Genomic DNA, 24,548 nt, shown 5'->3' on the forward strand with positions numbered 1-24,548 from the left:
GTATTTCACCTTCAAAATCCAGAAAAAGAGAACAAGAGGAGACTTTTTAAACCTGTAAAATTAATCATCATGAAAACTTTTGTTAAAAACGACTTTTATATTCAACTTTCATTCCTTGTAATCGGACTTATTTTGGTATTCTTAGGAATTGTTGTTTTTGAAAATGCTACTGTTTTTCTTTTTTATTTCATAGTGGGAATACCTCAATTGATTAGTTTTATCAGCAGAGCCTTTCAGAAAACAAAGAAATCATGGCTGTTTATTGTCTATGGAATTTTTATAGTTCCTGTATGGATTTCATGGCTGATTATTTTGGCTTTTAATAACAATAATGATGTCACCAATTTTTTCGGATATATTTTAATCGCATCAGTATTCTACAGTCCAGTACTTGCAATCCTTTATATTATAGATTGTTATAAAACTTATGAATACTAAAAAAACAGGACCATGAAAACTTTCATTATATGTGATTTTTATCTTCAAATTTTATTTTTGATAGCGGGAATTGTTTCAGCCTTTACGTGTGAATCATATTTTCAGGGAATACCATTTTATTTTATAGTAGGATTTCCACAATTAATCAGCTATATCATAAAACTTTTCTTGGATGTAGAAAGATCTTCAATTTCATTTATTTACGGATTCTTTATCATACCAATCTGGATTTGTCTGACTTTAAATATGTTTTTTGGAGAATATTCTCATGAGCTTAATAATATATTGATGATCGTTCCATTTTATGGTCTTTTCTACAGTCCGATACTGGCAATCCTTTACATTATAGACTGTTACAAACTCTATAAATACTGAAAAAACAGAACCATGAAAACCCTCAAAATCTTTAAAAACTAAAAAATGGACTCTAGAGAATTAATAAAAAAAGTAGAATGGAAAGACCTCAAATCCCTTTCCACAAAAGAAATGCTGATTGAAAATAATATCAGTCTTCCCTGGCTTTTTACTTCTTTATTTTTGGCTTACAAAGGATATTATTGGGTTGCGATTCCGTTTTCCGGATTTTATTTCCTTACCGCTTTAAGACAGGTTCACAACGGGTTTCACAACGCACTGGGAACAGGGAAATTCCTTACATGGCTGTCAATGTATTTGAATAGTATTTCAATGATAACATCAATTCATGCCGTGAAATTCAATCACATCAGACATCATAAATTTTGCTTAGGTGAAGAAGATTACGAAGGGAAATCTGCCTCAATGAAATGGTATGAAGCGATTTTATATGGACCAAAACATCTGTTTCTTGTACATTGGATCACCTTCAAAAAAGCCAATGACAATTATAGAAAGAAAATGATCTTTGAGCTAACTTCAATCTCAATATTTGTTTGTATTACATTTTATTTTCAGATTAACTTCCTGATCTATCACATTCTAATCATGTTTTTTGGAGAGTTTTTAATGGCATTTTTCGCAGTCTGGACAGTTCATCACGATACGCATGAAAATCCGGATATTGCAAGAACACAACGAGGATTCTGGAAAAATAAATTAACATTCAGTATGTTTTATCACATGGAACATCATCTTTTTCCCGCTGTTCCCACCATTAAATTGCCGGAATTGGCAAAGAGAATTGATGAAATTTTACCTGAATTAAATAAAAAACAAACTTTTTAAAATGTCAACAATCTATTTAGATACCATCATCAAAGCCGATATCCAAACTGTTTTTGATCTTGCGAGAGACATCGATCTGCATCAGAAATCAACTTTTAAAACAGGTGAAAAAGCAATTGCAGGACGAACTTCAGGACTCATCGAAGAAGGCGAAACGGTCACATGGAAAGCAAAACATTTAGGAATCTATCAAACCCTGACCACAAAAATCGTCGCCATGAATAATCCCCATCATTTTACAGACACCATGCAAAAAGGCGCTTTCAAATCCATGAAACATCAGCACATTTTCAGGCAGGAAGGTAAAAACACAATCATGACAGACATCTTCGAATTTCATTCCCCTTTCGGATTCATAGGAAAAATTTTCGATGCTCTGTTTCTTAAAAATTACATGAAAAACTTTCTTTTAGAGAGAAACAAATTGATAAAATTCACCGCAGAAAATAAGCAGAAGCGCGAGCGAAGCGAGCGTCAAAACGTTTAGTATGAGCGATGTCATGTTGAGCTTTAAGTTTATCCTGAGCTTGACGAAGGAAAGCATCTCAACATTAAAAACTATCAACGAATAAAAATCAACCAAAAACCAAAAATAATGAACTTCCTAAAAGCCGAATGGCGAAAACTAGCCATTATCAACTACGAAATCAATCCCGAAGTTTTAGAAAAATATCTTCCCAAAGGTACAGAACTTGATTTTTACAAGGGAAAATGCTATGTAAGTGTAGTCGGATTTATGTTTTTAAATACAAAATTATTGGGACTTCCGATTCCTTTTCACAGAAATTTCGAAGAAGTAAATTTAAGATTTTATGTAAAGAAAAAAGAAGGTAATGATTGGAAAAGAGGAGTGGTTTTCATCAAAGAAATTGTTCCTAAACCGGCTTTGAGTTTTGTGGCAAATTCGGTTTACAAAGAAAATTATAAAACAATGCCGATGAAAAATATCATTCATCAAAAAGATCAAGAACTGCTGATAAAATACTCTTGGAAAGATCAAGAATGGCATTCAATAGAGATCAGTGCAGAAAGTGAACCATTAAAAATGGAAAACAATTCTGAATTTGAATTCATCACAGAGCATTATTACGGTTTCACAAAAAAAGAAAATAAAACATCAGAATATCAAGTCTGCCATCCGAAATGGGATTATTATTTAATCAAAAACTATCAGTTAAAAATAGATTTTCAGAAAGTTTACGGTAACGATTTTGAATGCCTAAATCATAGGAAACCAATATCTGTAATGCTTGCAGAAGGTTCTGAAATTGAAGTAAAAACAAAAAAGTATTTGATCTAAAAGTAAAAACAACCAAATAAAAAGTAAAATGTCCATGCGGGTATTTATCGGGCGTTTGCTAAACAATTAATATTAGCGATGTCATGTTGAACTTTAAGTTTATCCTGAGCTTGACGAAGGAAAGCATCTCAACATTAAAACTATCAAAAATCAACTAAATCCGAACAACCAAATGAAAATAATCATCGCCGCCGGAACAGGCTTTCTCGGTAAAAACCTTGAAAAATATTTTACTGAAAAAGGAAACGAAGTATATATATTAACCCGAAACCCAAAACAGAAAAATGAATTGTATTGGAATGCCAAAACTTTGGGCGAATGGAAAAGATTACTCGAAAATTCTGATGTTCTGATCAATCTTGCCGGCAAATCCGTCGATTGCAGATATACGGAAAACAACAAAAAAGAAATTTACAATTCAAGAATTGAAAGCACAAAAGTTCTTCAGCAGGCAATTGATGAATGTATCCATAAACCCAAAATCTGGCTCAATGCCAGTTCCGCAACCATTTACGTTCATTCAGAAAAGCAATTAAACACAGAAGAAAATGGAATCATTGGTGACGATTTTTCCATGAACATCTGTAAAAGCTGGGAAAACGAATTTTTTAAATCAGAAACAGAAAATCTACGAAAAGTTGCGTTACGGACTTCCATTGTTTTAGGAAATAACGGCGGCGCTTTTCCAAAACTGAAAATGCTCACCAAATTCGGATTGGGCGGGAAACAGGGAAGAGGAAACCAAAACGTAAGCTGGATTCATATTGAAGACTTTTGCAGAGCTGTAGAATTCATCATTGAACATGAAAATATCTCAGGAAGTATCAATATTACAGCTCCCCATCCTTTATTCAACAAAGAATTCATGAAAAAATTAAGAAAACAAATGGAAATCCTGTTTGGAATAAATGCACAGGTTTGGCAATTGGAAATCGCATCAATATTCTTAAACACCGAAACCGAATTACTATTAAAAAGCCGGAATGTCTACCCTGAAAAATTAATCAAAAGCGGCTTTAAATTTTCCTATTCAACAGTGGAATCTGCATTTAAAAATTTATTGTTATCAAAATGAAAGTTTTACAGACTGAAATGTAAGTGTATTTTTAACCGCATAAGTCACCTGAGATTTTAAACTTCATCAACATGAGTTGCATTACTCTATAAAAATCTTTGATTTTCTTCTTATGTGATCTTCTAAATATATAATTAAACTAAACTTATGTGACTTATGAATCAAGAAAAACTTTTGTACCTTTTGTAGTTAAAAATTTCCGGTGAAATATTAAATTAGCAAAAACTAAACGTCAATGTTCATCAGACAAAAAGCAAAAACCATAATCCTTTCATCACTTCTTACGTCATCTGCTTTTTTTTCTCAGGCTCACAATGTTTCTGAAGGCTATCAGAAACCTAAAGATCCGCTTGTTGTGCAAAATCTGGAAAACTGGCAGGATCTAAAATTCGGACTCTTCATGCATTGGGGAACCTACAGCCAATGGGGAATTGTCGAAAGTTGGAGCCTCTGTCCCGAAGACGAATCATGGACACAAAGAAAACCAGAACACGGAAAATCATACTACGAATACGTAAAAAACTATGAAAATCTTCAGACCACTTTCAATCCGGTTCAGTTCAATCCACAGAAATGGGCAGAAGCTGCGAAAAAAGCAGGAATGAAATATGTAGTTTTTACCACAAAACACCACGACGGTTTTGCCATGTTTGATACCCAACAGTCTGATTATAAAATTACCTCCTCCAAAACGCCTTTTTCCAAAAATCCAAAAGCAGACGTCACAAAAGAAATTTTCAATACATTCCGAAATAGCGGGTTTAAAATCGGAGCTTACTTTTCAAAACCCGATTGGCATTCCGACGATTACTGGTGGTCGTATTTTCCGCCAAAAGACCGAAATGTAAATTATGATCCTAAAAAATATCCTGAAAAATGGACCCGTTTTAAAAATTTTACGTTTAATCAGCTCAACGAAATCACCTCCAATTACGGCAAAATTGACATTCTTTGGTTAGACGGAGGTTGGGTTCGTCCCTTTAATACCATCGATCCCAATGTAGAATGGCAGAGAACCATCAAAGTTGAACAGGACATCGATATGGATAAGATCGGAACCATGGCGCGTAAAAACCAACCCGGAATCATTGTCGTAGACCGTACCGTTCCCGGAAAATGGGAAAACTATGTCACGCCGGAACAGGCGGTTCCGGAAAAGCCACTTTCCGTTCCTTGGGAAAGCTGCATTACGATGGGAGATTCGTTTTCCTATGTTCCCAACGACAATTACAAATCCTCTCAGAAAATCATCGAAACGTTAATTAAAATCATCTCAAGAGGCGGAAATTACCTCATGAATATTGCTCCCGGACCGAATGGAGACTACGATCCCATTGTTTACGAAAGACTGAAAGAAATTTCAAGTTGGATGGATAAAAACCAGTCGGCTGTTTTTGCAACAAGAAGTGTTGCCCCTTATCACGACGGAAATTTTTACTACACGAAAAGCAAAGACGGAAAAACAGTGAATATTTTTCATCTGGATGAAAAAATAAATTATGAGTCTCCGGAAACGTTAAATTTTACAATTCCTGAAAATTTTAAACCAAAATCATTGAAAATTTTAGGATTATCTCACAAAATTGACTGGAAACAAAACGGAAATTCAATTGAAATCAATTTACCAAAAGAAAGAAACCAGTTAAAATATTCAACCGTAATCCAGATTACGCAGTAGTTCAAATTGTGACTATTTTTATATCAAAAACGACCTAGGAAATCGAAGCGTTAAGAAAATTAAAACTTAATCCGTTAAGAAATTCCCATTGTTTAAAGCGCGACACAGATATTGAACCGAAGAACTAATACCAAATTCGCGCAAGTTTTGGGAATTTTAGGATTAAATTTTAATTTTTAGCGGAGAGTTCCAAGTCTTGAATTTTTGGTTCTTTTGTTTTAAGACAAAAGAACAATAATTAAATCAAATTATGTATGTTCTTTAAATTTCGTTTTAAAATCATAGCAATCTCATTATTGAGCACAACATTTATTACAGCTCAAAAACCATTATACAAAGACCCCAAACAGCCTGTTGAAGCCAGAGTTCAGGATTTACTGAAACGCATGACGCCCGAAGAAAAATTCTGGCAGTGCTTCATGATTCCCGGAGATTTGGATAACGTTCCGAAAGGTCAGTATTCCCACGGAATCTTCGGTTTACAGGTAAGCGCAGGAAATCAGGGAGGTGGAGTTGCAGGACAAATGCTGAAATATAACGCCAATGAAGATGCAGAAAGACTTGCGAAAAAAATCAATGCCATTCAGAAATATTTTGTGGAAGAATCGAGATTGGGAATCCCGATTATCCCTTTTGATGAGGCTTTACACGGATTAATGCGTGAAGGAGCAACTGCTTTTCCACAAGCAATTGGTTTATCCGCAACTTTCAATCCTGAGTTAATGAAAGAAGTTTCAACGGCCATTGCAAAAGAATCTAAACTGAGAGGAATCCGTCAGATTTTAACGCCGGTTGTCAATTTGGCAAGCGACGTACGATGGGGAAGAACGGAAGAAACATACGGTGAAGATCCGTTTCTGACTTCCGTGATGGGCGTGAATTTCGTCAGTTCCTTTGAAAATCAGGGAATTATTACCACTCCGAAACACTTTTTAGCCAACGTTGGAGAGGGTGGAAGAGATTCATATCCTATTCACTGGAGTAAAAGGTATCTGGAGGAAACTCATTTAATTCCTTTTCAGAAAGCCTTTCAACAGGGAAAAAGCCGATCGGTGATGACTTCCTATAACTTACTGGACGGAAGACCTTCAACAGCAAATCATTGGCTGTTAACAGAAAAATTAAAAAAAGACTGGAATTTTAAAGGATTTGTTATCAGCGATGCAAGTGCAGTCGGAGGAGCAAATGTATTACATTTTACGGCAAAAGATTACGATGATGCTTCTGCACAGGCGATCAATGAAGGACTTGACGTGATTTTCCAGACGGAATATCAACATTATAAACTTTTTATTCCTCCGTTTTTGGATGGAAGAATTTCTCAGGAAAGAATTGATGATGCAGTCGTGAGAGTTTTGAGGGCAAAATTTGAACTCGGTCTGTTTGAAAATCCTTACGTCTCTAATAAAGATATAGAAGAATTAAAGAAAATCAATCACAAACCATTAGCGGAAAAAGCTGCGGCAGAATCTTTTGTGTTGCTTCAGAATAATCATCAGACGCTTCCGATTTCGGAAAAATATAAAAAGATTTTAGTTGTCGGAACAGATGCTGTTGATGCAAGATTGGGCGGTTATTCAGGGCCGGGAAATAAGAAAGTCAGCATTTTGGATGGCATTAAAAATTTAGCTGAAAATAAAAATATCGAAATCACTTATTCAAAGGGAATCGACTGGAATGTAAAAGATTTTCTGACGGTTCCTGCTGAAGTTTTGTCTTCTGAAAATAAAAAAGGTTTAAAAGGAAGTTACTTTTCAGATTCAGAATTAAAAGGAAAACCTGAATTTGAAAAACAGGACGAACAGCTCAATTTCAAATGGACTTTGTATTCTCCCAATCCTGAAAAACTGCAGCCCGACAACTACAGCGTTCGTTGGACAGGAAAACTCGAAGCCCCAAAATCGGGAAAATATCAGTTAGGTTTAAGAGGAAACGACGGTTTCCGATTGTTTTTAAACGGTTCATTGTTAATTGACAATTGGGAAAAACTCAGCTATTCCACCAAAACCGTTGAGGTAGACTTTAATAAAGGGCAGAAATATGATATTGTGGTTGAATTTCACGAAAACAGGGGAGAAGCCAATATTGAACTGATCTGGAACTATGGCTTACAAGACTACCGAAAAGATTTTAATGATGCTTTGAAGCAGGCTCAGAACGCAGATTACATCATTGTTACAGCCGGAATTCATGAAGGGGAATTTCAGGATCGCTCTTCGTTAAGTCTTCCCGGAAATCAGGAAAAATTCATCCATGAAATATCAAAATTAAATAAACCCACGACAGTTGTTTTAGTGGGTGGTTCTGCCATAAAAACAACAGATTGGAAAGATAAAGTAGGAGCCATTCTGGATATTTGGTATCCCGGAGAAGAAGGCGGAAATGCAGTGGCGAAAGTGCTTTTCGGAGCAGAAAATCCATCAGGAAAACTGCCAATAACCTTTCCGGTTGAAGAAGGTCAGTTGCCTTTGACGTACAACCATCATCCGACAGGAAGAGGAAATGATTATTACGATCTGAGCGGCGAACCGTTGTATCCTTTTGGTTTTGGATTAAGTTATACAACTTTTGAAATCTCAGATTTACAGTTAAATAAAACAAAATATTCTGAAAATGATACAATTGTCGCAAAAGTGACTGTGAAAAATACAGGTTCGAAAGCAGGAAGCGAAGTCGTTCAGTTGTATGTAAAAGATCTGTTGGCTTCGGTTTCCAGACCGGTTATTGAGTTAAAAGGCTTTCAGAAAATTTATTTACAACCGGGAGAATCCAAACAGGTTTCGATTAAAATTCCGGTGAAAGAATTACAGTTTTTAGATGAAAAAATGAACTGGATCGTGGAAAAAGGAACGTACAGAATCTTTGTTGGAAACTCTTCCAAAAATCTGCCTTTGAAACAAAATATTGATGTTGAGTAGTCCGGCGTAAAAAAATTATGGTATGAAATGTGTAATATTTAAACCGAACAGGAATGAATTTCATGATAAATTCATTCAAAAAAAGTAAATATTATGAAAAAGTTATTTATATCAACCGTTTTATTAGTAGGATTATCAATGAATGCTTATGGACAGAAACGTCCACCTGCACCTCCACATCCTTCAAAAAGTGAGTTGATCAGCAGCAAATCGAGAGAACTTGACAGAAGATATAAAGCTGAGAAAAAAGCAATTATGAATCATCCGCTTGCAACCAAAAAAATGAAGCAGGATCAGTTAAGAGCTTTAAATGAAAAGTACCAGAGTCAGAAGAGATTACTAAGAAAAATGTAATTTCCGAATACAATAAAAACAGGCTATCCAATGCAGATAGCCTGTTTTTTATGTTCTAACCTAAGGAATAAAAATCAAAGATTTTTAAAAGCTATTGTGAGCTTTTTCATTTATAATGATCAGTTTTAAATAAAATTTTAGTTCATCTTTGGTGACTTTTTGCGGTTAAAAAAAGGTATAAACAGGCTTATTAATAAACCTTTCTTGCAAGCAATAGATTTAAAAGGAATGTTCCGGTCCAGTTACTGTTGTTGGAGCCGTTGTTTCCTATAAAATCCACGCGCGCAACAGAAACCGTAAGTCTCGTTTTACCAGAAGTTCCGTTATTGGCAAGGCTTACAAAAGAAGCAATGAAAACATCCGGAAAACTAGAATTGTTTCCTGCGGTAAGCGAAGGATTCATATTGGTAATATTAAAAGGAGTTCCCTGATATTCGTAAACCAGAGTCATTCTGCTCGCATTGGAAAAACCTGTTCCTACCGAGAACGATGTAGATGCTTTGCTGATGACCCACCATGCATCGGTTCCTGTTCCCGTATCATATGCTGTATTAGAATGTCCGGTCCAGTCGGCAACCGGAGCAGTTCCCGAAGCGTGCGGCGGTATCGAAAGCTGTGTTCCGTAGATTTCCACATTATTAGGCTTCGGAAGCGTAATAAAAGAAAGATCCCATGTTCCTCCGGTAGTGTTGCTGTTATTTACCACTTCTGCATACGCTCCTGTAGGAATGATAAATGTAGAAACCGGAGTATTGTCTATTCTTAGCGTATTTCCCCCTGAAGCCTGTAAAGTAATATTGAAAGCAGAAATATTTTTTATCTTATAAATTCTTCCCGTAAAACTTGAGGCTCCGGAACCGATTACCGGTAGCGTAAACGTAGAATTGGCAGTGCCATTATAAGTGATGTAATGATCGTTGGCAACGATAGAATAAGCAGTTGCAGTCACCTGCCTGTAATTAGCGCTTACAGATCCATTAATGTCTAATGTGCTGGTTGGTAAGTTTTTACTGATTCCAACTTGAGCGTTTGCAAAAATTCCGCACATCACAAAAATCGAAAAAATCTTTTTCATACATATTAATTTTAGTTGATTGCTTCAAAAGTATTAAAATTTTAATATGAAATTTAATTTTTAACTATCATTTTTAATAGTTTTAATAAATTGTATTGATAATATTAATCGAATGGTGTTTTGTGTGAATATTTAAAAACTATTTCTAATTTTCGATGCTTTTATAGTATGATACAACTTTTAAAGCTTAAGATAAAGTAAAATAAGCCAGACAATCGGAAATAAAAGCTTCCGGGATCAATTTCGTCAGAATGCCATACATCCGATATTTTTCCTTAAATTCGCATAAAAATTTTAAACTAATGAATTACGATATTATTGTCATCGGAAGTGGTCCTGGTGGATACGTTACAGCAATCAGAGCGGCACAATTAGGTTTCAAAACAGCAATCATTGAAAAAGAAAATTTAGGAGGAATCTGCCTTAACTGGGGATGTATTCCTACCAAAGCTTTATTGAAGTCGGCTCAGGTTTTTCATTATATTAATCATGCTGAAGATTATGGATTGAACAAAGTGGAAGCTAGCTTTGAGTTTCCGAACGTAATTCAGAGAAGCCGTGGCGTTGCATCGAAAATGAGCAAAGGAATTGAATTCCTGATGAAAAAGAATAAAATCGATGTTATTCTGGGTACTGCAAAAGTACAGAAAGGTAAAAAAGTTTCCGTTACCGATAAAGAAGGAAAATTAACTGAATATACAGGAACGCATATCATCATCGCAACAGGAGCGCGTTCAAGAGAATTGCCGAACTTGCCACAGGACGGTAAAAAAGTAATCGGATACAGACAGGCATTGTCTCTTCCTGAGCAGCCAAAATCTATGATTGTTGTAGGTTCCGGAGCTATCGGAGTAGAATTTGCCGATTTCTATAATACAATGGGGACAAAAGTAACCGTTGTAGAATTTATGCCAAACATCGTACCTGTAGAAGATGAGGAAATCTCTAAACACTTAGAAAAATCTCTGAAAAAATCAGGAATCGAGATTATGACCAATGCTTCAGTAGAAAGCGTTGATACAAGCGGAGAGGGCGTAAAAGCTACCGTAAAAACAGTAAAAGGAAACATCGTTCTTGAAGCTGATATTTTATTATCTGCTGTAGGAATCGCTGCAAACATCGAGAACATCGGTCTTGAAGAAGTGGGAATCCAGACAGATAAAGGTAGAGTTTTGGTCAACGAATGGTACGAAACTTCAGTTCCGGGTTATTATGCAATCGGAGACATCATTCCTACTCAGGCTTTGGCACACGTTGCTTCAGCAGAAGGAATTACCTGCGTTGAAAAAATCAAAGGAATGCAAGTTGAAAAAATCGACTATGGCAATATTCCGGGATGTACGTACTGTCACCCAGAAGTAGCTTCTGTTGGTCTTACAGAAAAACAGGCTAAAGAAAAAGGATACGAAATTAAAGTAGGAAAATTCCCTCTTTCGGCAAGTGGAAAAGCAACGGCAAACGGAAATACGGATGGTTTCGTTAAAGTTATTTTCGATGCTAAATACGGAGAGTGGTTAGGATGTCACATGATCGGTGAAGGTGTTACAGACATGGTTGCGGAAGCAGTGGTTGCCAGAAAACTGGAAACTACAGGTCACGAAATCATCAAATCTATTCACCCGCACCCGACAGTTTCTGAAGCCATTATGGAAGCTGCAGCGGCTGCTTATGGAGAAGTAATCCACATTTAATTTTTCACTTTGTCAAAGTTGAAAATCTTTGACAAAGTTCAACAATATCAAAACCACAGATCAGGAGTCTGTGGTTTTTCTCTTTGAAAAGGATCTGTTTAAATTTGATATTTAAAATTTTATGATTCGATTATTTTACCACGCAAAGTTTTAATTCAACTTTACACATTATTCTTAGAAAGCAAAGGCAAATAAAATCTGCTTCACGAAGCCTGAAAACATTGCTTCATCAAATCAGCTTGTTGATTCTTCTTTGCTCACTTCAATAATTAAATCTTTAAGTAAAAACTTTGCGTTAAAAAATAAATGAAATTTTTGAATATTTAATCAAATTTAAACATTCTTTAAGATGATTTTTTTTGATTTTATCTCAGTTATTTTCTTAATTTTATTGCGGAAATAAAATACAAATACAACAAACTATGTTTAAAAAATTAGCTGCAGAAGCTTTAGGATTGGGTGATATCGGAAAAATTATTCCTTCTCAGGATTATGATAAAGTAGATTCGGACGATTATATCCTTTCCGAAGATAACGAGAAAATTTTCTTTTTAATTAAATCTAAAAGAGACGAATACTGCTTTACCAACAGAGCTTTGATCCATATCGACGGAGCCAGTGCTTTGGATAAAAAAAGAGTCTTAAAGAGATACGAATATTATCAGTTTCCTTTCTCGAATATTGCTTTACAGACGGCGGGAACCATCGATTTAGATGTTGAAATTTCATTTAATATCGGGAATGTTCCAATGATGATCAGCGTTGCAAAAGGTCAGATCGATCATTTGAAAGATCTGTATAAAGCACTTTTGGCGATTCAGCAGGAAGTTCACCACAATCATTCTTTGCTGAATTTCTCTAACGACAGCATCCAGAAAGCCATCACCACAGTAGCTTCCGGAAAACAGGAAAACGTTTCCAAGAGTCAGGAACTGAGAGCCATCAACGAGTATATTTTTGCATGGAACACCAACAGTTTTGATAAATATAATCAGAAAGACTTCTCAAGGATTTTTGAAAAGTATATTAATAATTAAAAATAAATTTAGATAATATGCCCGGAAATTTGCCGGGCTTTTTTAAACCGCCATTCATGAAAAAAATCATTTTTTTTACTGCTTTTTGTATGCTTTAGCTTTTCATTTTCTCAGAACAAAGACGATAAAAGATATTTTCCTGTGGAGTACATTCTGAAAACATCCAGTGATACCATCAGAACGAAGATCAGAAATGTAGGTAAATTTTCCAATACAAAATATTATGTAGCCACTGTGTTACTTAAGATGAAAATGAGGGATTCTTCCGGGGCTGAAACGTGGGTGGAACCAAAAGATGTGGAATACATTAAGATTACCGATGAAAATAATACCACTCATGAATATTATGCTTCTGCCGGGAAAATGGTTTTTGACAATGGTTTTGTAGAAATTTTGTATGAAGGCAAAAATATGAACTGGTACAGATTTTTTCCTCACGGCGGCTTAAAATTTGTTGGAACAGATTTCTTAATCGACGGCAGAAACCGAAAAATCATCAATGAATCCGGATTTTTCAATCCCAGTCTTAAAAACAGCCTGAAAGTAAGATTTGCAGCTTATCCGGATCTTCTCGCTATGATAGATTCCTGGAAAACAGATGACGATCTTCTGAAAATTCTTCAGTTGTATGATAAAAAAGTGGGTTAAACTATTTCTTATTGAAGAAAACCTCTTTTAAAAAAGTTTTACATTAAATACTTAATACTAAAAATCATTATAATTTTCTGGTTAAATAAGACCAGATCATCAATATTTATTTAAGCATAATTTTATTTGTGTTAAAATAATGCAAAATCACCACATTTAGAAAAATTAATCTGTTTTTATCGACTTGTTTTCTTAATTTTAATCTATGGAATTTGGGAAAGTTGGGCTTGTTTTATCGGGTGGCGGAACAAAAGGGATCGCGCATGCCGGAGTTTTAAAATTTTTAGCGGAAAAAAATATTAATATTGATGTTCTTTCGTGCTGCAGCGCAGGTTCCATTGTAGGCTGCCTTCATGCAGTGGGTAAAACGCCCGAGGAAATTTTAGAATTTTTCAATTCGGTTTACTTTTTCAACTGGAAACATTTTGCATTCAACCAGCCCGGCTTGGTTTCTTCGGTGATTTTCAGAAATTATCTCAATCCTATTTTCGGCGAAATGAAACTGGGCGATCTCGATAAAGACGTAAGAATTGTGGCAACAGAATTAGTAGGAGGAACCGAAAAAATCTTTGAAAAAAGTTTTAAAATTGTGGATGCCATTATTGCTTCGTGCTCCATTCCCGGAGTGACGACTCCGTACATCATCGATGAAGAAATGTACTGCGACGGAGGCGTGCTGAATAATTTTCCCGCCGACATCATCAGAGACGATTGTGATAAGCTGATCGGAGTTTTCGTTTCTCCTCCACAAGATGTCAAAATCAATGATTTAAAATCAATTAAAGCCATTGTTTCCCGTTCGTACGATCTGCTTTCTTACCGCATCGAAAGAATTAAATTCGATCACTGCGACTGGTTTATCTCATCGCAGGAACTTTCCATCTACGGAACATTCGAAAGAAGAAAAGACCGTCTGGAACAGATCTTTAACATTGGTTATCAGGCTGCGAAAGAAAGCTTTAATGAAAGCCGTTTTTACGCTGATCTGGAAAACGAAAAAAGAATAGTCTGAAATCTTTAATTTCATTTTCCCTTAAAAAGTTACTGAAAGTTGATACGTCCTGCATCTTTGCGGTTAGCCAACAAAATGGCAGTACAATTTATTTGATAAACTAATTTTAAATTTAACCACAAAAGAAACAAATGACAATGTTAAAGCGAATTTCTATAATCATCAAACCGCTCAAAAGAATAAAAATCAAAGATTTTTAAAAGCTATTGTTAACTTTTCATATATAATTCTCAACTTTCAATAAAAGTTTAGTTCATTTTTTGCGGTTAAATAAAAGTTTAAACAGACTTGATAAAAACATCCGTAAATTCAAAACTTTTCCCGTTGAAAAGCCCTTTGTCGCTCAGTTTCAGCTCGGGAATCACCAGAAGAGCCATGAAAGACAAACTCATGTAAGGCGCTCGTAATCTGCTTCCTAATTCCTTTGCGCGACGGTCTAATCTAATATAAGCTTCTGCTACCTTTTCTGCAGGAAGATTCGTCATAATTCCGGCAATCGGGAGTTCCAGAACCATTTCTTCCGTTTCGGTTGCCAGAGAAATTCCACCCTTCGCTTTAATGATCAGATTTACAGCTTTACATATATCATCGTCATTGGTTCCCACCACCACAATATTATGACAGTCATGCGCAACACAAGAAGCAATGGCTCCTTGTTTTAAGCCTATATTTTTGATAAAAGCTGTTGCAACCGGCGCATCCTGATAACGGTTCACCACGGCAATTTTCAGAATATCATGTTCAGGATCAGACTCTGCAAAACCATCAATATTTAAAACTTCTGCATGAATTTCTTTTGTAATCAGTTGTCCGTCCAGCGCTTCGATCACACGAATTTTTTCCCCTTCACTTTTTACCTTAAAATCTGAAGGACTTTTTAAACTGCAGCTAAAATTATTCACTGTCGCAGCTTCCACAGATTCAATAAACGATTCCCCGTTTTCTGAAACCAATGCTCCGTTGATGTACGTTTTTAAAATCGTAAAATCCGTGAGATTATCGATTTCTATAAAATCTGCATTGTCGCCAATCTGCAATAATCCGACCGGTAAATTATAATGTTTAACTACATTGTACGAAGAAGCACACAGCACGTCATACAAATCATAACCCAAATCCAGAGCGCGTTTCACATGATCGTTGATATGAGATTCCAGCAAATTATCAGGATGTTTATCGTCACAGCAAAACATCATCTGATCCGGAAAATCTTTTAATAAAGGAATTAAAGTATCAAAATTTTTCGCTGCACTTCCTTCACGGATCATCACTTTTACCCCGAATTCAAGCTTTTCCAGCGCTTCCTGATACCCAAAACACTCATGATCTGTAGAAATTCCCGCACTAAAATAAGATCTCATTTCTTCCCCCATTAATCCCGGAGCATGACCGTCAATCGGTTTGTGATGTTTTTTCGCAGATTCCAGCTTTTTCAGAACCTCCTCATCTTTATAAATAACCCCCGGAAAATTCATCATTTCAGCCAGATATACAATTTCTTTCTTGCTTAAAAGTCCATCAATGTCACCCGAATCAATCACCGCACCTGCTGTCTCAAAATGGGTCGCAGGAACGCACGATGGAGCCCCGAAATAAAAATGAAAAGGTACTTTCTGAGCATTTTCGATCATATAATCTACCCCCGAAACTCCCAAAACATTGGCAATTTCGTGAGGATCTGAAATCGTTCCCACCGTTCCGTGCTTTACCGCAATCTTTGCAAACTCAGACGGAACCAGCATACTGCTTTCAATATGAACGTGTGCATCAATAAATCCGGGCAGAACATACGTATCCTGCTTTTCCGAAATTCTTTGTATTGAACTGATTCTGTTGTCTTTAATAATGATTTCAGCAGGGTAGGTTTCCCTTGTAACGATGTCGATCAGATTCGATTTAATGGTAAAAGCCATTGGATATTGATTATTTTAAGTGAATTTACCAAAATATTAGAAATAATACCATTTTTCTACACATAAAATATTCTGTAGAAATCATATCTGTGCAGCAGAAAAATAAAATGCAGAAGCAGAACTCCGAAGGAGTTCAATTTTTTAGAGTAACTTTAATGACGAAATGGGAAAAACAGATAGGATATCCTTAACCTCAAACTTAGCCTTTCCAATCTATATCTTTTTTCTTTGAAGCTGTTTCCCACTTTCGCTACTCGCTTTTTTAGAGTTTCGGCGGCAGCGAAGCTGCCGCCGAAATTCTAAAAAGAGCTCAGACATGCCGCTCAATTGGGGCTAGAAATCAGTCATCCATTCACTATTTCAACAATAGCATCAATAGATAACTCCCCCAAAATAAAAACTACAGCTTTATCTATCTATCTATCTATCTATCTATTGGTTTTTATCTTTCACCAGAAAAGTAAAACCCTTTATAGTTCATAAAAATTTAAACAATTTTCCATTGTTTTAAAAAAACAAAAAAATTCCTGACGATGAAGTCAGGAACTAAATATATTATTGAAATTAATTTTTAACCACGTAACCATCCTGATTAACAATTGTTTTGCCGTTTCTGTCGGTTACCGTTAAAGTATACGGAGCTTTTTTCGCCGAACTCGTTAAATAATTTCTCCAGATCTGGTAAGTATATCCGTTATTATTAAACTCGTAGTAATAATTTCCGCCTGTTCCATCCGGAATTAATTCTCCGTCCGAAATAATCATACTCGGTTTGGAAGTCACCTTTCCGTTGGCTGCCCAGGATTGATACAGATAATTTCCGTTGGGTTGTTTATCAATTTTAATTTTAAACTTTTTGGTTTTAATAATAAACGACTTGGGAACTTTTTCCTGCTGATAATGGATTTTTGAAACAGGATTTTCATTAAAAGTTCCAGCCTGAACCAATGAAAACTGAGCAATGCAAAATGCACCTAATAAAATTTTTCTGATCATTTTTTAGCTATTATTAGATGAAAATTTAATCAAATTTGAAGCCAATTCAGAAAGGGTTGATTAGTTTTAGATCCGATTTGTCGTTAAAAATCACCCGATCTGGATTAAAAATTAATGCATCAAAAAAAATAATTAAATTGAAAATCAGTCAATTAATAAATTTTCAAAAAAATATTTAAATTTTTTGAAACAACTGAATATTTTTCTTTCTTACATTTGTATCATCAAAAGGATCTCGTTCCTTTCTTATCAAAATGAAACTAATTAACTTTAAGTTTTTCCTTTTAAAAGTGTCAGAAATCATCTTTACGATTTTCAATACTTCACCTCCTGCACTTTCTTAAATTTTTCGAAAGAATTATCATATAATTCGTACTCTGTTTTTCTTTTTATGAAAAAATAGAGCGCAATTCCTGTTTTCAAATTTAATTACACAAAAAAACAAACAAACTATGGAATTAAGTTTTCATGGCTGGATGATTCCGGTCGTTATTGCACTATTGTGCGTTATTTTTTACAAATTTATCTTAAGAATTTTCTTCGGATTAGTCATTGTTCCGCAGGACAGAATAGGCTTGGTTACCAAAAAATTCGTGCTTGTCGGTAAGCAGGAACTTCCCGAAGGAAGAATTATCGCCACCAATGGAGAAGCCGGTTTTCAGGCACAGACTTTGGCTCCCGGAGTTTATTTCGGAAAATGGATCTGGCAATATTCTATTGATTTTCAGCCCTTCACCGTAATTCCCACAGGAAAAATAGGCTTACTTCTTGCCAAAGACGGGATGGAGCTGGAAACCGGAAGAATTTTAGGAAGAAAAGTAGATTGCGATTCTTTTCAGGATGCCGAGGCATTCTTAAAAAACGGAGGCAGAAAAGGTCGTCAAACCGCCATCATTGCTCCCGGATCTTACAGAATCAATACTTTACTGTTTGAAATTGAACTCACAGACATGACTCAGATTCCGGATAATGCAGTGGGAATTATAACAACGATGGAAGGAAGTCCGTTGGAAGAAGGACAGATTGCCGGAAAGATCATCAATAACCATAACAAATTTCAGGATGTCGATACCTTTTTAAACAGCGGTGGTTACAAAGGACTTCAGGAACAGGTGATTTTGGCGGGTTCATATTTCTTAAACCCTTGGTTTACAAAAGTTGAAATGGTAAAAATGACGGAAATTCCGATTGGTCATGTTGGAGTCATTATCAGTTATGTAGGAGAGGAAGGACAGGATTTAAGCGGCGTAGACTTTAAACACGGAAATATTGTAGAAAAAGGACATAAAGGAGTTTGGGCAGAACCTATCGGTCCCGGAAAATATCCGATTAACCCTTATATTATGAAAGTGGAACTTGTTCCGACTACCAATTTAGTTTTAAACTGGGCTTACGAAAGAAGCGAATCCCATCAACTCGATAAAAATCTTTCTACGATTACCGTTCGAAGTAAAGACGGTTTCCCTTTCAACTTGGATGTTTCGCAAATTATTCATATTCCGACGTATGAAGCGCCAAAAGTAATTGCCCGTTTCGGAAATATGATCAATCTGGTGAGTCAGGTTTTAGAACCTACGATCGGAAATTACTTCAGAAACTCAGCACAGGACAGCGATGTAATTGCTTTTTTAGGAACAAGAAAAGAAAGACAGCAGTCTGCAAAAGACCACATCAGCAGCGTTTTGGAACAATATAATGTAAATGCTGTCGATACATTGATCGGAGCTATCGTTCCTCCTGAAAGTCTGATGAAAACTTTAACAGACAGAAAGTTGGCAGAAGAACAGAAAATCACTTACGAAACCGAAATGCTTGCTCAGGAAACGAGACAGGCTTTGGAAAAAGAAACCGCCGTTGCAGATATGCAGAAGGAAATTGTAAAAGCAGATCAGGGCGTTTTAATTGCAGAAAGAATTGCCGACGCATCCGTAAAAAAAGCAACCGGAGACGCCAATTCCGTAAGATTACAGGCAACTGCGGAAGGAGACAGACTGAAACTTCTGGCAACCGGTGAAGCCGAAAAAACAAGACTTCTCGCAAAAGCCGAAGCCGAAAAAATCGAATTATTGGCAAAAGCAAGTGCAGAACAGATTTCATTAACGGGTAATGCTGAAGCGGAAAAAATCTTAGCGATCGGTAAATCCAACGCAGAATCTTACAAATTATCTGTGGAAGCAATGGGCGGAAATAATTTCACCCAGTTAAAGATCATGGAAAATATTGCCAGCCAAAACGTAAGAATTATGCCTGAAGTGTTGATCGGCGGAAACGGAGATTCAGCAAACGGAGGAATCAGCGGACTTTTGGGATTGCAGCTTTTGGAGCAGGTTCAGAAGAAAAACTAGAAACGGCTAATGTAATTGAAGAAAAAAGCGATAACAATTCTTAAATATTTTGGCTGAATGTCAGAATTAAAAAAAACACAACATCATATATATTCAAAGTACAGAAAATTTTTCTGCCCACTTTAAAAACTTTTAACCATTCTATATATCTTTTGCCAAAATCTTCGGTGCAAAAGAGGAAAGCTCCAGATTTTGGAGCTTTTTCTTTTTATGCGGTATAGTTTGCAAATGCTTCTTCAAGACTTTCGAACTTGCCTTTGAACTCATCAATCGGGCAATCCTGCAGAATATTTCCTTTATGAATAAGGATCACGCGCGAGCAAAGCGCTTCCACTTCCTGCATGATGTGCGTGGAAAGCAAAACCGTTTTTTGCTGTCCGATTTCTTTCACCACATTTCGGATCTCGATAATTTGGTTCGGATCCAGTCCGTTGGTCGGTTCATCCAGAATTAAAAGATCCGGCTGATGAATAATTGCCTGTGCAAGACCTACTCTCTGTTTGTATCCTTTGGAAAGCTGACCGATTTTTTTAGATTTTTCAGGCGTAATTCCTACGAGCTCAATCACTTCATCTACTCTTGAAGCCGGAATTTTATGAATATTGGCAACAAACTGTAAATATTCTTTCACATACATTTCCAGATACAGCGGATTGTTTTCAGGAAGAAAACCGATCTTCTTTTTGCTTTCGATTTCGTTTTCCGTGATGTTTTTTCCGTTAAAAATTATTTCTCCTTCATCAATTTTCAGTGCGCCGACAATAGATTTCATTAAAGTCGATTTTCCGGCTCCGTTCGGACCCAAAAGACCGATAATTTCATTTCTGTCAATGGAAACGTTAATGTTGTTCAGAGCAGTCTGCTCACCAAATTTTTTGGTTAAATTATTTATTTGAAGAGACATAATTTCGTAATGATCTTTTTGCAAAAATAAAATAAAAAAACTCATCCGGATGAATGAGTTGATGCAATATTTTAAAAAGTTTGATTATTTTTTGGACTTCTTGCCTGAAGTTTCTGCGGTAGGCTGAACTGCAGCAGGTTGCGGATTGGAAGCATTCATCGGCTGAACATTATTCTTTTGTCCCGGCTTCTCATACAATGCAGATTTTCCGTTGGTTTTACCGAAAATCTTATCAATCTGTTTTTTTGTAAGAAGCTGCGATTTTCCTACGAATTTTCTGTTTTTGTTGATATACTGGATAAACTGAACAGTAGGAGTACCGTAGTTTTTCTCAAAATGCAGTTCGATAATATCGTTCGGAAGTTCCAGAATGATATTTCCTACAGGAATGTCGATAAATCCGTTTTCAATAATTTCATAAAGTCCGGAAACGTCTTTATTAAGATTCTGAAAAGAAAATGATCTGAAAGTATTAAGGTTGGCGGTGTTCAGATCCTGATAATTGAAAGTAAATTTATCATCTTTTTTATATAAACCTACGGCATTATCTTTACCAATTTCTATCAGAGTTTCGTTTTTCAACACCTTGATCTGTGAGGAAACTGAAATACCGAACATACATACAAATAGTAGAATTATTTTTCTCATGGGTTGATTTTTAATGCTATATAATCTGGTATTCTAAATTAACAAATAAAAACGCGAAAAAGTATTTTTTACTCCCTCAAAACAAATGTAACAATTTTTTTTAATATCTGTTAAAAGGAATCAATAGATAAAATTTATTCTTTTTAGCGTGAATTATATTAAATATTTGAAATTTAATTGTTTATAAAAGTAAATTTTAAATTTGTTAATTAATTGATAATTCTTAAAATAGAAGTTTGTATTTCATAATATTTTAAAAATCAATCACTTTACCCGATTATAAAAGCAATGCTTTAAATAATTTGTTAGCGAAAACTTTTTAAAATTTAGGGATTGAAATTATTGGCTTAAAAAGAGAAAAGTCCGGAAGGAGTAGAGTTGTTTTTTTCATTTCGTGTACGTTTATTTTAAGGCAAATTTAGCAAAAATAATCTATGAAAATCCTGTTATCCGCGATTACCTGTTATTTTTAATAAGCTGCAACAGCTTAGAAGCCGCCATCGTTCCCATACTGAACCCATCGTTGATGATGCATTCGTAAGATTCATCAAGATATTTCGGAAGTGTGCCTTCGGTTATCGCAATTACTTTTACATCAGAAGTCTGTACCTTCTTTTTGATAAGAGAACTGTGAAGTCCGGCAAGCGTTTCGTCACTCATCGCGAAATAACCGTCAAACTGTTCATAGTCCAGAATAATGTTCAGCTTTTCCTTTACGCTTTCTGCAGACTCACAAAAAATAACCTTGCATTCCATTTGCGGATATTCTTTCAGCTTTTGCAGGAAAAAATCCCTTCTAGTTTGGGTGATGTCCAGATTTTCATCCCCAAAAATGGCAAGAATTTTTTTGCACTTATTATTGGCAAGCTTTTCAGCGGCAGTTTCCACATTCAGTTTATTATCAAAAATAATCTGTTCAAAAGAACTCTGAGAAATCGTTTTATCAAACATTACTACCGGAACTTCTATTTCCCTGAGTCTGTTTAAGTGGGAAAGATCTTTCGTTTGTCTTGTAAGAGAAATAAGAATTCCGTCCACACGCGAGTTGATGCAGGTAATGATGTTTTCTTCCTCCATTCCCACAGATTCTTCAGAGGACAATACAAAAAAATGATACCCTTCCTTATGCAGCACCGAAGAAATTCCTCTTATAATAGAAGGAATAAAAAACATCGACATTTCCGGAATGATAAGCCCGATAACTTTTGAAGACTTTTTCCTGAAGTTGATCGCAAAATCATTCGGAATATAATTAAAAGTTTCTGCAGCCTCCTTTACTCTTTGCTTTACGGCATTGCTGATATCTGGGTGATCTTTAAGCGCTCTGGATACTGTAGATACACTGATATTGAGCATTTCTGCGAGGTCTTTTATAGTGACTCTTTTCATTTTTAAGTTAATTGAGGCAATTTTTGGGTTAATTTAGTGATGTTTCGAGGTTAAATTTAAGTTAAAAAATGTTAATATTTTGTTTTAAAAAGTTAATAAAAAGTTAAAATTTTAAGAAGTTATCCACCGCAAACGTTTGCGCAAACGTTTGAAATTAATATAAATTTAACACAAACCAAAAACTACATTTTGAATATGTTAAAAAAAATACTTTTAGACCATAATTAAAAACTCTTAAAAATTATGGAATCAAAAATTTTTACCAAATTGCTCATTTTCGGCGCGATGAATACAGCAGCCTTTATGTTTTCTCAGAGTACAGAAAATGATACAATTACAAGAGGTAAAGCAATCGATGAGGTAGTTATCACAGGTAACTCCAATCCTAAAGCTTCTATTAAAACCAGTACTTCTATTTCTACTTTAAAAATGAAAGATATAGAAAATGCTGCTCCAAGAACAACTGCCGAAATTTTCCGTACCATTCCGGGAATCCGTTCAGAATCTTCGGGTGGGGAAGGAAACTCCAATATTACGGTAAGAGGGGTTCCTGTTTCAGCAGGAGGTTCCAGATATCTATTGATTCAGGAAGACGGTTTACCAGTAATGCAGTTCGGAGATATCGCATTCGGAACACAGGATCAGTTTACAAGATTCGATTCTTTTGTTTCCAGAGTGGAAGCATTAAGAGGAGGTTCTGCCTCTGTTTTTGCAAGTAATTCTCCGGCGGGGATCATCAACTTCATCACGAAGACCGGAGAAAAAGAAGGCGGAAGCATCACACAGCAGTTAGGATTAAACTATAAAAACTACAGAACAGATTTCGACTACGGAACGCAAATCGCAGATAACACGTTTTTAGCTTTGGGAGGGTTCTACAGAATCGGGGACGGACCAAGAAAAACAGGATTCAATTCCAATAACGGAGGACAGTTCAGAGTATCTTTACTGAAAAAGTTCGAGAAAGGAAGCTTCAGAATTTATGCTAAACTTCTGGATGACAGAACTGCCGCGTATATGCCGATGCCGGTTGCGGTTTCAGGAACAGATGCAGATCCGAAATGGTCTTCTTTATCCAATTATAACATCCTGAACGGTGCTTTACAGACGATCAATCTACAACACGACAGAACATTAGGAAACGACGGTAATATTTTCAACAGCGATGTTTCAGACGGAATGCATTCCATTTCAAAAACCATTGGTGCAGAATTCAATTATGATCTTGGAGAAGGATGGAAATTTGAAGAAAAAATCCGTTATTCCGCAAACAACGGACAGTTTATCGCACCGTTCCCTGCAAGCGTAAGCAAAGGAAGCGATTTCTTTACGGCGGCTAACTTTACCAATTTCGGAAGTGCAGTGTATTCAGGAACCAATACTCCGGTGGATATGAATGCCTATTACATGAAAATAGCACTTTTCAATGTAAAGCTTAACAACTTCAATAATTTTGTGAACGATTTTAACATCAGCAAAAAATGGAGCAATGTGAAATTCAATGCAGGATTGTACAAAGCTACCCAAAACATCAATATGGACTGGATTTGGAATAATTACATTCAAGAAGTAAGCGACAGCAATGCAAGATTGGTAGATGTTAAAAACCTTTCAGGAACTTTCATTACAGATCAGGGTTTACTTAACTATGGAATGAAAGACTGGGGGAATTTAAAAAGAAATTATAATACCAAATATGACATTACTGCGCCTCACGCACAGATCGAAATCAATGCAACCGATAAATTAACCATCGATGCAGGTGCAAGATATGATATCGGAAAAGTAACAGGAACTTTTTCAGGAGGAACCGTTACCTATACAAGCCGCGATGTTCTATGTTAATACGCAAATTAATCAGGTTAAAATTTTAAAGTTTTTTTGATAATCTGGTTGATAAGCCATTTTGTTTTTTACCACACCG

The 24,548-nt window shown here is 35.7% G+C and carries 21 protein-coding genes; 15 read left to right on the plus strand and 6 right to left on the minus strand.

Translation table 11 applies throughout. From position 1 onward, the window contains the following. The first annotated feature begins 69 nt into the window (after positions 1-69). The 9 genes from BW951_RS21340 to BW951_RS21380 all read left to right on the plus strand — a co-directional run bounded on the left by BW951_RS21340 (position 70) and on the right by BW951_RS21380 (position 8,966). Positions 70-438 (plus strand): hypothetical protein, encoded by a 369-nt coding sequence (locus tag BW951_RS21340; RefSeq protein WP_076396572.1) that lies wholly within the window; start codon positions 70-72, stop codon positions 436-438. Positions 439-450: 12 nt separating this feature from the next. Continuing rightward, positions 451-813, plus strand: coding sequence for a hypothetical protein (locus BW951_RS21345; RefSeq protein WP_076396574.1), 363 nt, complete (start codon positions 451-453; stop codon positions 811-813). A gap of 45 nt (positions 814-858) precedes the next feature. Beyond that, positions 859-1,641, plus strand: coding sequence for a fatty acid desaturase (locus BW951_RS21350; RefSeq protein WP_076396576.1), 783 nt, complete (start codon positions 859-861; stop codon positions 1,639-1,641). Between the two features lies 1 nt (position 1,642). Next, positions 1,643-2,128 (plus strand): SRPBCC family protein, encoded by a 486-nt coding sequence (locus BW951_RS21355; protein ID WP_076396578.1) that lies wholly within the window; start codon positions 1,643-1,645, stop codon positions 2,126-2,128. Between the two features lie 108 nt (positions 2,129-2,236). Continuing rightward, positions 2,237-2,941: a YqjF family protein gene (locus BW951_RS21360; protein ID WP_076396580.1), complete on the plus strand. Its 705-nt coding sequence runs from the start codon at positions 2,237-2,239 to the stop codon at positions 2,939-2,941. A 172-nt stretch (positions 2,942-3,113) separates the two neighbouring features. Continuing rightward, complete coding sequence (locus tag BW951_RS21365) at positions 3,114-4,016, plus strand: TIGR01777 family oxidoreductase (protein ID WP_076396582.1); 903 nt, start codon at positions 3,114-3,116, stop codon at positions 4,014-4,016. A 235-nt stretch (positions 4,017-4,251) separates the two neighbouring features. Further along, entirely contained in the window at positions 4,252-5,694 is a 1,443-nt protein-coding gene (locus tag BW951_RS21370) for an alpha-L-fucosidase (RefSeq protein ID WP_076396584.1), read from the plus strand. 296 nt (positions 5,695-5,990) lie between these two features. Then, the gene (locus tag BW951_RS21375; RefSeq protein WP_228427588.1) at positions 5,991-8,612 is read left to right on the plus strand and encodes a beta-glucosidase; all 2,622 of its coding nucleotides are present in this window, start codon (positions 5,991-5,993) and stop codon (positions 8,610-8,612) included. A gap of 93 nt (positions 8,613-8,705) precedes the next feature. Then, complete coding sequence (locus BW951_RS21380; RefSeq protein WP_076396587.1) at positions 8,706-8,966, plus strand: hypothetical protein; 261 nt, start codon at positions 8,706-8,708, stop codon at positions 8,964-8,966. A gap of 190 nt (positions 8,967-9,156) precedes the next feature. On the opposite strand, the gene BW951_RS21385 is transcribed toward BW951_RS21380, so the two are convergent. Then, entirely contained in the window at positions 9,157-10,041 is an 885-nt protein-coding gene (locus BW951_RS21385; protein WP_076396588.1) for a hypothetical protein, read from the minus strand. Positions 10,042-10,343: 302 nt separating this feature from the next. Between BW951_RS21385 and lpdA the strand changes: the two genes are divergently transcribed. From lpdA to BW951_RS21405, 4 genes are all read left to right on the plus strand, one after another. Next, positions 10,344-11,732 carry a dihydrolipoyl dehydrogenase gene (lpdA, locus tag BW951_RS21390; protein ID WP_076396589.1) on the plus strand — a complete coding sequence of 463 codons (1,389 nt, stop codon included), beginning with the start codon at positions 10,344-10,346 and terminating at the stop codon, positions 11,730-11,732. Positions 11,733-12,154: 422 nt separating this feature from the next. Continuing rightward, positions 12,155-12,769 (plus strand): PH domain-containing protein, encoded by a 615-nt coding sequence (locus BW951_RS21395; protein WP_076396590.1) that lies wholly within the window; start codon positions 12,155-12,157, stop codon positions 12,767-12,769. 141 nt (positions 12,770-12,910) lie between these two features. Then, positions 12,911-13,417, plus strand: coding sequence for a hypothetical protein (locus BW951_RS21400; protein ID WP_076396592.1), 507 nt, complete (start codon positions 12,911-12,913; stop codon positions 13,415-13,417). 205 nt (positions 13,418-13,622) lie between these two features. Then, on the plus strand, positions 13,623-14,429 hold the full coding sequence (locus BW951_RS21405; RefSeq protein ID WP_076396594.1) for a patatin-like phospholipase family protein: 807 nt from the start codon (positions 13,623-13,625) through the stop codon (positions 14,427-14,429). A gap of 278 nt (positions 14,430-14,707) precedes the next feature. Here the strand turns inward: BW951_RS21405 and ade are convergent, their stop codons facing one another. Together ade and BW951_RS21415 are read right to left on the minus strand one after the other, a co-directional pair. Beyond that, complete coding sequence (ade, locus tag BW951_RS21410; protein WP_076396596.1) at positions 14,708-16,342, minus strand: adenine deaminase; 1,635 nt, start codon at positions 16,340-16,342, stop codon at positions 14,708-14,710. A 564-nt stretch (positions 16,343-16,906) separates the two neighbouring features. Further along, complete coding sequence (locus BW951_RS21415) at positions 16,907-17,338, minus strand: hypothetical protein (RefSeq protein ID WP_076396598.1); 432 nt, start codon at positions 17,336-17,338, stop codon at positions 16,907-16,909. Between the two features lie 452 nt (positions 17,339-17,790). Between BW951_RS21415 and BW951_RS21420 the strand changes: the two genes are divergently transcribed. Next, positions 17,791-19,683, plus strand: coding sequence for an SPFH domain-containing protein (locus tag BW951_RS21420; protein ID WP_076396600.1), 1,893 nt, complete (start codon positions 17,791-17,793; stop codon positions 19,681-19,683). 208 nt (positions 19,684-19,891) lie between these two features. Here the strand turns inward: BW951_RS21420 and BW951_RS21425 are convergent, their stop codons facing one another. The 3 genes from BW951_RS21425 to BW951_RS21435 form a co-directional block, all read right to left on the minus strand. After that, positions 19,892-20,587, minus strand: a complete 696-nt coding sequence (locus tag BW951_RS21425; protein WP_076396608.1) for an ABC transporter ATP-binding protein — start codon at positions 20,585-20,587, stop codon at positions 19,892-19,894. An 84-nt stretch (positions 20,588-20,671) separates the two neighbouring features. Next, positions 20,672-21,235, minus strand: a complete 564-nt coding sequence (locus BW951_RS21430) for a hypothetical protein (protein ID WP_076396602.1) — start codon at positions 21,233-21,235, stop codon at positions 20,672-20,674. A 456-nt stretch (positions 21,236-21,691) separates the two neighbouring features. Next, entirely contained in the window at positions 21,692-22,624 is a 933-nt protein-coding gene (locus tag BW951_RS21435; RefSeq protein WP_076396604.1) for a LacI family DNA-binding transcriptional regulator, read from the minus strand. Between the two features lie 243 nt (positions 22,625-22,867). Between BW951_RS21435 and BW951_RS21440 the strand changes: the two genes are divergently transcribed. Further along, positions 22,868-24,469: a TonB-dependent receptor gene (locus tag BW951_RS21440; RefSeq protein ID WP_076396606.1), complete on the plus strand. Its 1,602-nt coding sequence runs from the start codon at positions 22,868-22,870 to the stop codon at positions 24,467-24,469. Positions 24,470-24,548 lie beyond the last annotated feature (79 nt).

It is taken from the genome of Chryseobacterium gambrini, assembly GCF_900156825.1.
GTDB classification, from domain to species: Bacteria; Bacteroidota; Bacteroidia; order Flavobacteriales; family Weeksellaceae; genus Chryseobacterium; species Chryseobacterium gambrini.

Coding starts and splice junctions, on each gene's coding strand:
- BW951_RS21340 (WP_076396572.1), top strand. CDS start 70: ATGAAAACTTTTGTTAAAAACGACTTTTATATTCAACTTTCATTCCTT.
- BW951_RS21345 (WP_076396574.1), top strand. CDS start 451: ATGAAAACTTTCATTATATGTGATTTTTATCTTCAAATTTTATTTTTG.
- BW951_RS21350 (WP_076396576.1), top strand. CDS start 859: ATGGACTCTAGAGAATTAATAAAAAAAGTAGAATGGAAAGACCTCAAA.
- BW951_RS21355 (WP_076396578.1), top strand. CDS start 1,643: ATGTCAACAATCTATTTAGATACCATCATCAAAGCCGATATCCAAACT.
- BW951_RS21360 (WP_076396580.1), top strand. CDS start 2,237: ATGAACTTCCTAAAAGCCGAATGGCGAAAACTAGCCATTATCAACTAC.
- BW951_RS21365 (WP_076396582.1), top strand. CDS start 3,114: ATGAAAATAATCATCGCCGCCGGAACAGGCTTTCTCGGTAAAAACCTT.
- BW951_RS21370 (WP_076396584.1), top strand. CDS start 4,252: ATGTTCATCAGACAAAAAGCAAAAACCATAATCCTTTCATCACTTCTT.
- BW951_RS21380 (WP_076396587.1), top strand. CDS start 8,706: ATGAAAAAGTTATTTATATCAACCGTTTTATTAGTAGGATTATCAATG.
- BW951_RS21385 (WP_076396588.1), bottom strand. CDS start 10,041: ATGAAAAAGATTTTTTCGATTTTTGTGATGTGCGGAATTTTTGCAAAC.
- lpdA (WP_076396589.1), top strand. CDS start 10,344: ATGAATTACGATATTATTGTCATCGGAAGTGGTCCTGGTGGATACGTT.
- BW951_RS21395 (WP_076396590.1), top strand. CDS start 12,155: ATGTTTAAAAAATTAGCTGCAGAAGCTTTAGGATTGGGTGATATCGGA.
- BW951_RS21405 (WP_076396594.1), top strand. CDS start 13,623: ATGGAATTTGGGAAAGTTGGGCTTGTTTTATCGGGTGGCGGAACAAAA.
- ade (WP_076396596.1), bottom strand. CDS start 16,342: ATGGCTTTTACCATTAAATCGAATCTGATCGACATCGTTACAAGGGAA.
- BW951_RS21415 (WP_076396598.1), bottom strand. CDS start 17,338: ATGATCAGAAAAATTTTATTAGGTGCATTTTGCATTGCTCAGTTTTCA.
- BW951_RS21420 (WP_076396600.1), top strand. CDS start 17,791: ATGGAATTAAGTTTTCATGGCTGGATGATTCCGGTCGTTATTGCACTA.
- BW951_RS21425 (WP_076396608.1), bottom strand. CDS start 20,587: ATGTCTCTTCAAATAAATAATTTAACCAAAAAATTTGGTGAGCAGACT.
- BW951_RS21430 (WP_076396602.1), bottom strand. CDS start 21,235: ATGAGAAAAATAATTCTACTATTTGTATGTATGTTCGGTATTTCAGTT.
- BW951_RS21435 (WP_076396604.1), bottom strand. CDS start 22,624: ATGAAAAGAGTCACTATAAAAGACCTCGCAGAAATGCTCAATATCAGT.
- BW951_RS21440 (WP_076396606.1), top strand. CDS start 22,868: ATGGAATCAAAAATTTTTACCAAATTGCTCATTTTCGGCGCGATGAAT.